Source organism: Microbacterium sp. Z11_20, from assembly GCF_057197605.1.
This window is the reverse complement of sequence record NZ_JBXVOQ010000007.1, coordinates 1-8,116: the sequence shown is the minus strand read 5'-3', so window position 1 is coordinate 8,116 and position 8,116 is coordinate 1. Positions and strand designations below refer to the sequence as shown.

The window sequence follows — 8,116 nt, the reverse complement described above, 5'->3', positions numbered from 1 at the left end:
GGTGGAGTGGGCGTGGGTGGGCCCACGCGCCCGGAGGCTCCGCGCGACGCGTCAGCGGCGGGTGGAGTGGGCGTGGGTGGGCCCACGCGCCCGGAGGCTCCGCGCGACGCGTCAGCGGCGGGTGGAGTGGGCGTGGGGATCATCGTCCCAGCCTACGTGCGAGACCTGGGGAGAAGACGGAGGGGGGATGCCGAAGCATCCCCCCTCCGTGTGACGTCGTCGTCTTACTTGACGGCTGCCTTCAGCTTCGAGCCGGCGGTGACCTTGACGCGCTTGCCTGCGGGGATCGCGATCTCCTCGCCCGTCTGCGGGTTGCGGCCCGTACGCGCGGACGTCTCGACCTGCTCGAACGCGATCCAACCGGGGATCGAGACCTTGCTGCCCTTGGCAACTGCCTCGGACACGGTGGAGAAGAGGGAGTCGAGCACGCCCGACACGGCGGACTGGCTCTGACCCGTCGCGCTCGCGATGCTCGCGACGAGTTCGGTCTTGGTGATGGACTTGTCAGCCATTCGGTGGTCCTCCCGGGCGGCCGAGCGGCCGCCTGCGTTACATCGGACGGGGGCCTTTGCCCCCGGTGGTCGAATCGACCGCCTCGAATGTACCAACAGACCCGCGGAATTCCGCGGATTCTGGCCCTTTCGGCACGGATCGGTGGGCGTGTCGCGCCCGATTGTGACGGATGTGACCGCTGTGGCGTCCGCCGACCCGACCGTTACGGCGATGGAACTCCGGTGTCGGTGCAGGCGCCGATCGTCGAATCAACGGAGAACGGCGTGGATCAGGAACGGGCCGCGCGTGCCGGCGGCCTCTCCCAGTGCGGCGCGGAATTCCTCCGCGGTCTCCGCACGTCGCCCGGGCACGCCGAATCCCCGGGCGAGGGAGACGAAGTCCAGGGCGGGACGACCGAGCGTGATCAAGCTCTCGCTCGCGGCCCCCTCGGCGGCCCCCACGCGGGTCAGCTCATCGCGCAAGATCGCGTACGCGGCGTTGTCGAGAATCACCGTGGTGATGTTCAGCGCCTCTCGAGCCTGCGTCCACAACCCCGAGATCGTGTACATGGCGCTGCCGTCCGCCTGCAGATTGAACACCGGACGATCCGGGCGCGCGATGGCCGCGCCGATCGCGACAGGGATGCCCTGCCCGATGGCGAGCCCCTTCAGGCCGAGGGAGTCGTGGGGCTCCGCGCCGTCCAACGCCTCCGTCAGCCCGTTCATCCCGGAGGTGATGGACTCATCCGAGATGATGGCCTCGGCCGGCAGCTCCGCGGCGAACACCCGCCCCCAGTTCGACGTCGTCAACGCGCCGCTGACCGGGTGCGGCGCGCTGCGGGCGGTCGCCGTGGGCGTCACCCCGGGTGCGACCTCGCCGGCGAGCTCATGGAGAAAAGCGCTGGCGGCGCCGGCGGGCACGCGAAGCACCTCGGCCTCCGCGGGCAGGATGCGGCTGGATCTCCCCGGATAGGCGAAGCTACTGGTGGGTTCTGCAGCTCCCAGCAGCACCACCACCTCCACGTCTTCGAACTGCCGGGTCGCCTCCTCGGCACGGTAGGCGACATCGGTGACGCGGGGCAGGCCCGCACCGCGGCGACGATGCGCGGAGAAGACCTCCGCGTGCACGCGCGTGCCGGTGACCTGCCGGATCCGGTCGGCAGCACGAAGATCGTCGTCGGCCGCTGCGGTGGGCCCCAGGAGGAGCGCGACCTTCTTCCCGGCGCGCAGTCGTCGTACGACCAGGCCCACCCCGCCGTCCGCCGGCAACGGATCGGTCGAGTCCGGCACGGGCTCTCGGTCGGGGACGAGCCGCGCGCCGGTGACCGCGGTCCACGCGATGTCTGCCGGCACGACGAGCGTGGATACGGCACCCCCCGTGCCGGTCGACCCCGGCGGGGGCGCATCGATCCCGCCGTGGAGGGCGGTGGCGGCGGTGACGGCATCGGCGACATCGGCCCCGGCGCTTTCCGGGCTGCCGACGACGCGCACCCACCCGGAGACGGAGGCGGCCAAGCCGACGATGTCGCTCTCCAGCGGGGAGTCGAGGCCGAGGTGACCGGACGCGTGCTCCCCCACGATGTTGACCACCGGGGCGCCGGAGCGTCGAGCGTTGTGCAGGTTGGCCCACGCATTGCCCAGGCCCGGCCCGAGGTGGAGGAGCGTGGCGGCGGGGCGACCCGCCATCCGGGCGAAACCGTCGGCCGCCCCCGAGGCGACACCCTCGAAGAGGCAAAGCACCGCGCGCATCCCGGGGTGAAGATCCAGGGCCGCAACGAAGTGCATCTCGGAGGTGCCCGGGTTGGCGAAGCACACGTCGACCCCGGCGCCCAGCAGCGCCCTGACGATCGCTTCCCCGCCGGTTCCTCCCGGCACCGCGTCGCCGCGTTCGCCGCCCTGTTCGCGTGAGATGGCATCGGTCACGTTCGATGGTTCCCCTCGAGAGCTGACAGCGGAGGGCAGAACTCTACGTGAAGAGATCGCGTGCGGGATGCAGAAAGGGCGGGGGTTCCGGAGAACCCCCGCCCTTTCGCGGATGCTGTGCGGCCGCGTGTCGCGGAGTTACCAGCTCGACTTGGTCACGCCGGGCAGCTCGCCACGGTGCGCCATGTCGCGGAAACGCACACGCGAGATGCCGAACTTCGACAGGTTGCCGCGGGGGCGACCGTCGATGGCGTCGCGGCTGCGGACGCGCACCGGCGAGGCGTTGCGGGGCAGCTTCTGCAGACCCACGCGGGCGGCCTCGCGCTGCTCGTCGGTCGAGGTCGGGTCGACCAGGGCCTTCTTCAGTTCGGCGCGCTTCGCGGCGTAGCGCTCCACGACGACCTTGCGCTGCTCGTTGCGCGCGATCTTGCTCTTCTTGGCCATGAGATCAGCGCTCCTCTCGGAAGTCGACGTGCTTGCGCACGACAGGGTCGTACTTCTTCAGCACGATGCGGTCAGGGTTGTTGCGGCGGTTCTTGCGCGTCACGTAGGTGTATCCCGTGCCGGCGGTCGAGCGCAGCTTGATGATCGGACGGACGTCCTGGGACTTCTTCGCCATTAGAGCTTCACACCCTTCGCGAGGAGGTCTTTGACAACCGATTCGATGCCGCGCGCGTCGATCACCTTCATGCCCTTAGCGGACACGTTGAGCTTGATGTTGCGGCCCAGCGACGGAACGAAATAGGTCTTCTTCTGCACGTTCGGGTCGAAGCGGCGCTTCGTCCGGCGGTGCGAGTGCGAGATGTTGTGACCGAAGCCGGGAACCGCTCCAGTCACCTGGCACACTGCTGCCATGGTGATGTCTCCTTCTGTACCGTGAAGCCGGACGGCCCCACCCAAGATCCCTTGTCTGCACCCTTCGACACGCTGAGAGACCGGATTTCCCGGTTCGGCATGAGGAGGGGCACGAACTACGCGCTGGAGTGCGCGCAGACAAACAGTCAGTCTAGCACGGCCGCCTCCGCCGCCCCGCGTCCCCATCGGAAGGGCGACACGGTCGGGTCTCCGGCGATCCAGAAGCGCCACGGAAACACGGCGGTGCCGGCGACGCCCGCGACCCCGACGCGGGGGCCCGTCGCCACCTCGGCGATCGGGTCCGCGAGCACCTCCAGCCGAGCCGTGGCCCCGGCCTGCGGGGCTCCGGTGACCGCGTCGATGCCGTCGTGGTCGGAATGCCGTAGGCCGACAGCATCCCCGAGGCGTCCGGGTCCTCCGGCGAGGTCACGCGAGGACCGCACGACACCGCGGCGCTCCAGGCGGCGCCGGGTTGCAGCCTCCTCGCCCTCGACGATTTCGCCGCCGCGCAGCAGGATCCCGCCGGCGACGCCCTCGGGGCCGCACACGACGTTGACGCAGGAGTGGATGCCGTGGCTCAGGTACACGTACAGACGGCCCGGTTCGCCCCACATCGTGGCGTTGCGCCGTGTCGGGCCGCTCCGGGCGTGCGAGCCGGGGTCTCCCACCTCGCCCGTGCCGAGCCCGTGGTAGGCCTCGACTTCGCTCAGCCGCACCACGACGGTGTCGTCACCGATGCGCGTGGTCAGCAGCGCACCGAGCAGACGGGGGGCGACGTCGACGGGGAGACCGGCGAGCTCGGTGCGGGTGACCGGGCGATACGTCATGACGAGGGCCCCTGGCACCACGAGACACCGAATCCACCGAGCGCGGTCACCTGGTCACCGGTACCGATCTCGACCACCCGTGTCTCCAGGCGCCCGGGCATCGGCAGCCGGTACCGGTCGTACGGGTTCTCCGCCGCGTCAAGGGCGACCAGCAGTGCGGCGTAGCGCCCGCTCGGCGACACGCACGTCTGGACGAGGGCGTCGGCGGAGCCGAGCGTCAGGAGCGTCTGCACGGCGCCGTCCTCGGCCACGTGCACGACCGACGTCGAGACCAGTGCGCTGGAGGCGTCGATCTGCGCGGCGGCGCGGATCGTCCCGGCGCCCTCACCGGGCACCGGCGTCACGGTGCCGGGCATGCCGACGTCCTCGGACGGCTCCACCAGCGGCCGCTCGGTGCCATCGGTGAGATCCAGCACCGCCATCCCCTCCGCTCGTTCGATGACCGCTTCGGACGATCCCCGCGCGATGCCTTCGATCGCCAGGGCGGAGCCCAGCGGCGTCGCATCCGCCCCATCCGGAGTCGCCAGCAGAAGCCGCCCGTCGAACGTGAGCGCCAGGATGCTGTCGGTGTCGGGGACGAACCGCCACTCCCCCACCCGGGCGTCGTCCCCGGGCAGGGGCACTTCGCGGGGGGCCTGGTCGGCCGCACCCTCGGCGAGCGATGCCGTGAACAGCACACTCTCGCGGCCGCCGTCGGCACCGAGGGACGCATCGGAGTAGGTGTACCCGATGCGTTCTCCGCGGTCGGCTGACTGCAGGCCGGAGACGAAGCCGTCACCGGGGAGGGGCAGGTGACGTGCCTCGCCGCTGGCGGGGTCGACCACCAGGAGAGCGGCCCGATCGCCCTCCAGCACGGAGACGACGAGGTGCGACGCGGTTGCCCGGTAGTCCTCGATGTGCGGATGGGAGAACACCGCGGCCGCCTCGTCGCCGGGGAGGTTCGTGCGGTAGATCGTGTCGCCGTCGCCCGAGTCGCGCTGCAGGAGGAACACCTCGAGCGGGGGCGTGCGGAACGTCTCCTCGATCGTGGCGGCGGGGCCCGCCCCGAGCCCCTGCACCCCTCGAACGCGCACGGTGTAGTCGGCGTCATCCTGAAGCGGCAGCGTGAACCGCACGCCGATGCTCCGCCCGGACGTGTCGACGGTGAAGGGGGTGGCCGGCTCGACCTCCACCTGATCCGCGTCCACCTCACGCAGCGACTGCGTGGTGGTGAGGATGACGCGGGAGCCGGAGGCGGCCACGGCCGCGGCCCGATCGACCTGGACGTCGGTCACGCGTGGCCCCTGCCCGACCGTGACGGCCGCGCCGGCCGCGGACACGAGCATGAGCGTGCCGAGCACCGCGGCGAAGGCGGCCAGGAAGCTCCGGCCGCGGCGATGCTGCGACCGCGCACGCCGGGAGTCAGTACTCATACGGATCCTGAGGCTCCTCGATGGGCGTGACCTCGTCGGCCTCGACGCGCAGCGCACCGTCGGAGCCCGATCGGACCGTGCCGGAAACGGTCACCCACTGCCCCGTGCCGGGCGGGCGCGCGGTGAAGGACACCGGCAGGGTGGCCGACTGCGCGTCGATCACGCAGTGCGTGATGACCAGGCGGGTGAGCGCGAAATCTCCGCCGTCGCCCGGTGTGACGAAGCCGGTCAGGGTCACCGGCTCGCCGTCGAAGCGGTCGGGGTCGGTCGCCGAGGAGAAGATGCCGGCCCACTCCCCCACGCCAAAGCGCGAGCTGTCGCCCGAGGCGGCGAGGGTGACGACGTCGGAACCGGCGAACAGCGGGGCCGTTCCCACGTCACGCGACATCGCCAGCTCCGCCGACAGCGATGCGGCCGGGGTGACGAGCATCGCCACGACCACACCGGATGCGAGGATCCCGCCGGTCGCGGATGCGGCGAGCGCGAATCCACCGGCGCGCCGGGGGTGCGCATCGTCGCCGAGCACCTGGGGATCGGCCGTGCTCGGGGCCGCCGCATCCGTACCGTGATCATGGCCGTGGTCGTCCTCCGCGCCCAGGGGGAGAGCGAAGCTCGCGACGGCGCCGATCAGCACGACGACGGCCATGAGAACGGCGAACCAGGACGAGTCGGGGTTGATGTACAGCGCGAGCCGTCCGGTGACGGCGAGCGCGATCGTGATCACCGCGAGGCACGCGGACAGCCCCACACCCAGCCAGCGGGTCGTGAGGGAACGGGTCGCGACGCTAGGCAAGGAGGTTCACCACCGTTCCCAGTGCGAAGGCGGCGGCCACGACGATCACGGTCACGCCGACGAGGACGCGGGTGGTGAAGGTCGTGCGCAGCAGCGCCAGCATCTTCACGTCCACGAGAGGCCCGACCAGCAGGAACGCCACCAGCGACCCCGGGGTGAACGCCGACGCGAACGACAGCGCGAAGAACGCGTCGACGTTCGAGCAGATCGATATCACCATGGCCAGCACGATCATCGTCGCGATCGACAGGGCGGGGTCGGACCCGATCGCCAGGAGCGCCGAACGGGGAACGATGACCTGCACCGCTCCCGCCAGCGCCGAGCCGATGACCAGCGCCGGCATCACGGCGCGCAGCTCGACGATGAACTGCGCGAGGCTCCGCCGGCCCTTGCCGCCCGGTTCGGCCACGACGAGGGCGCAGGTCTGCCGGAAGCGATCGGTCACCAGCGCGTCGGGGTCGGGGTGGCGGCTGTACAGCCAGCCGAGGAGGTTCGCCACGAGGTATCCCCCGACCAGGCGGGCGATGAGGATCCCGTCGCTCCATCCGAAAGCCGCGTGCGTCGTCAGGATCACGATCGGGTTGACGATGGGGGCGGCGATGAGGAACGTCAGGGTGTCGGAGACGGAGAACCCGCGCATCATCAGGCCGCGTGCGAACGGGACGTTGCCGCATTCGCACACCGGGAAGAGCATCCCGAGCAGCGACAGCACAGCCCTCCGCGCCCACGCGCGGCGGGGCATCCACCGCTCGATCACGCCGGCGGGGATCCACACCTGGACGACCAAGGACAGCACGACACCGAGGGCGATGAAGGGCAGCGCCTCGATGAGGACGCTGAGGGCCAGCGTCAGGCCGTCCTGAGCGCGCGTGGGCAGGGCATCGGCGAACAGCGACGGCGCGAACGCGTCGATCGCGAACAGCGCGGCGACGACGGCGATTCCCGCGCCGAGCCAGGGTGTGGCCCGACCGGGCGCGCGCTGCCGGACGGGGCCGGGCCGGAGCTGCGTCACGCCTTCTCGCGAGCCGCCTGTGCGCAGGACGCACACCGGCCGAAGATGTCGACGACGTGCTCCGCGTCGGTGAACCCGTGCTGGGCGGCCGTCTGGCGCGCCCACTGCTCGACGTCGGTGGCGGCGATCTCCACGGTGAGCCCGCACGACCGGCAGATGAGGTGGTGATGGTGTCCGGCGGACGTGCACGCGCGGAACAGGTTCTCGCCCTCGGGGCTCTGCAGCGAATCGGCCTCACCCTGCGAGGCCATCCCGGCGAGAGTGCGATAGACGGTGGCCAGTCCGATGCCGGTGTTCTCATCACGCAGGGCAGCGTGCAGTGACTGCGCGCTCACGAACCCGCGGGCGTCGGTGAGCGCCTCGCGAACGCGTTCGCGTTGCCACGTATTGCGCTGAACCATGCCGAAATCCTACCCGCGCGCCCTGAGCGGACCCCGGGTGGATTCGGGGCCGGGGGCGCAGTGCCCGTGCGGGTGCGGTGTGCCGAGTTGCCCGGGTGCGGGGTGCCGGGTTGCCTGGGTGCGGGGTGCGGAGTTACCCGGGTGCGGGGCTGCCCGGATGCGGGGTGCCGGGTTGCCCGGGTGCGGGGTGCGGGGTGCCGGGGGCGGGTGCCGGGGGCGGGTGGTCCGGTGCCGACGCCGCGGCGCGCGGCCGACGCCGCGGGTATGCACAACGGCGGAGATGGTCCGCACCACACCGGCCCCGCGGCATCCCACACGGCGCGTCCCCCACGATCTCCGCAGTTGTGCCGGCCGGGCGCGGGACGGAGAGGCGGAACGTCGGGTGCGGGTGCCGGGGGCCGC

At 71.4% G+C, this 8,116-nt stretch carries 10 protein-coding genes; all 10 read right to left on the bottom strand.

Annotation, left to right across the window (positions count from 1 at the left end; all coding sequences use genetic code 11):
* Window positions 1–224 precede the first annotated feature (224 nt).
* The gene (locus tag AC2DFQ_RS15990; RefSeq protein WP_125133173.1) at window positions 225–512 is read right to left on the bottom strand and encodes an HU family DNA-binding protein; all 288 of its coding nucleotides are present in this window, start codon (window positions 510–512) and stop codon (window positions 225–227) included.
* Between the two features lie 249 nt (window positions 513–761).
* Entirely contained in the window at window positions 762–2,414 is a 1,653-nt protein-coding gene (locus AC2DFQ_RS15985; RefSeq protein ID WP_484534577.1) for an acetolactate synthase large subunit, read from the bottom strand.
* A gap of 138 nt (window positions 2,415–2,552) precedes the next feature.
* Window positions 2,553–2,858 (bottom strand): 30S ribosomal protein S14, encoded by a 306-nt coding sequence (gene rpsN, locus AC2DFQ_RS15980; protein WP_484507665.1) that lies wholly within the window; start codon window positions 2,856–2,858, stop codon window positions 2,553–2,555.
* 4 nt (window positions 2,859–2,862) lie between these two features.
* A complete protein-coding gene (gene rpmG, locus AC2DFQ_RS15975) occupies window positions 2,863–3,033 on the bottom strand; it encodes a 50S ribosomal protein L33 (protein WP_165140426.1) in 171 nt (56 codons plus the stop codon).
* A complete protein-coding gene (gene rpmB, locus AC2DFQ_RS15970) occupies window positions 3,033–3,269 on the bottom strand; it encodes a 50S ribosomal protein L28 (RefSeq protein ID WP_168913235.1) in 237 nt (78 codons plus the stop codon). The genes rpmG and rpmB overlap by 1 nt, the downstream gene beginning before the upstream one ends.
* A gap of 146 nt (window positions 3,270–3,415) precedes the next feature.
* A complete protein-coding gene (locus AC2DFQ_RS15965; protein ID WP_484534576.1) occupies window positions 3,416–4,096 on the bottom strand; it encodes a DNA-3-methyladenine glycosylase in 681 nt (226 codons plus the stop codon).
* A complete protein-coding gene (locus AC2DFQ_RS15960; RefSeq protein WP_484534575.1) occupies window positions 4,093–5,508 on the bottom strand; it encodes a hypothetical protein in 1,416 nt (471 codons plus the stop codon). The genes AC2DFQ_RS15965 and AC2DFQ_RS15960 overlap by 4 nt, the downstream gene beginning before the upstream one ends.
* The gene (locus AC2DFQ_RS15955; RefSeq protein ID WP_484534574.1) at window positions 5,498–6,301 is read right to left on the bottom strand and encodes a TIGR03943 family putative permease subunit; all 804 of its coding nucleotides are present in this window, start codon (window positions 6,299–6,301) and stop codon (window positions 5,498–5,500) included. The genes AC2DFQ_RS15960 and AC2DFQ_RS15955 overlap by 11 nt, the downstream gene beginning before the upstream one ends.
* Window positions 6,294–7,313 (bottom strand): permease, encoded by a 1,020-nt coding sequence (locus tag AC2DFQ_RS15950; protein WP_484534573.1) that lies wholly within the window; start codon window positions 7,311–7,313, stop codon window positions 6,294–6,296. The genes AC2DFQ_RS15955 and AC2DFQ_RS15950 overlap by 8 nt, the downstream gene beginning before the upstream one ends.
* Complete coding sequence (locus tag AC2DFQ_RS15945) at window positions 7,310–7,714, bottom strand: Fur family transcriptional regulator (RefSeq protein WP_484507661.1); 405 nt, start codon at window positions 7,712–7,714, stop codon at window positions 7,310–7,312. Before AC2DFQ_RS15945 ends, AC2DFQ_RS15950 begins: the two co-directional genes overlap by 4 nt.
* Between the last annotated feature and the right edge of the window lie 402 nt (window positions 7,715–8,116).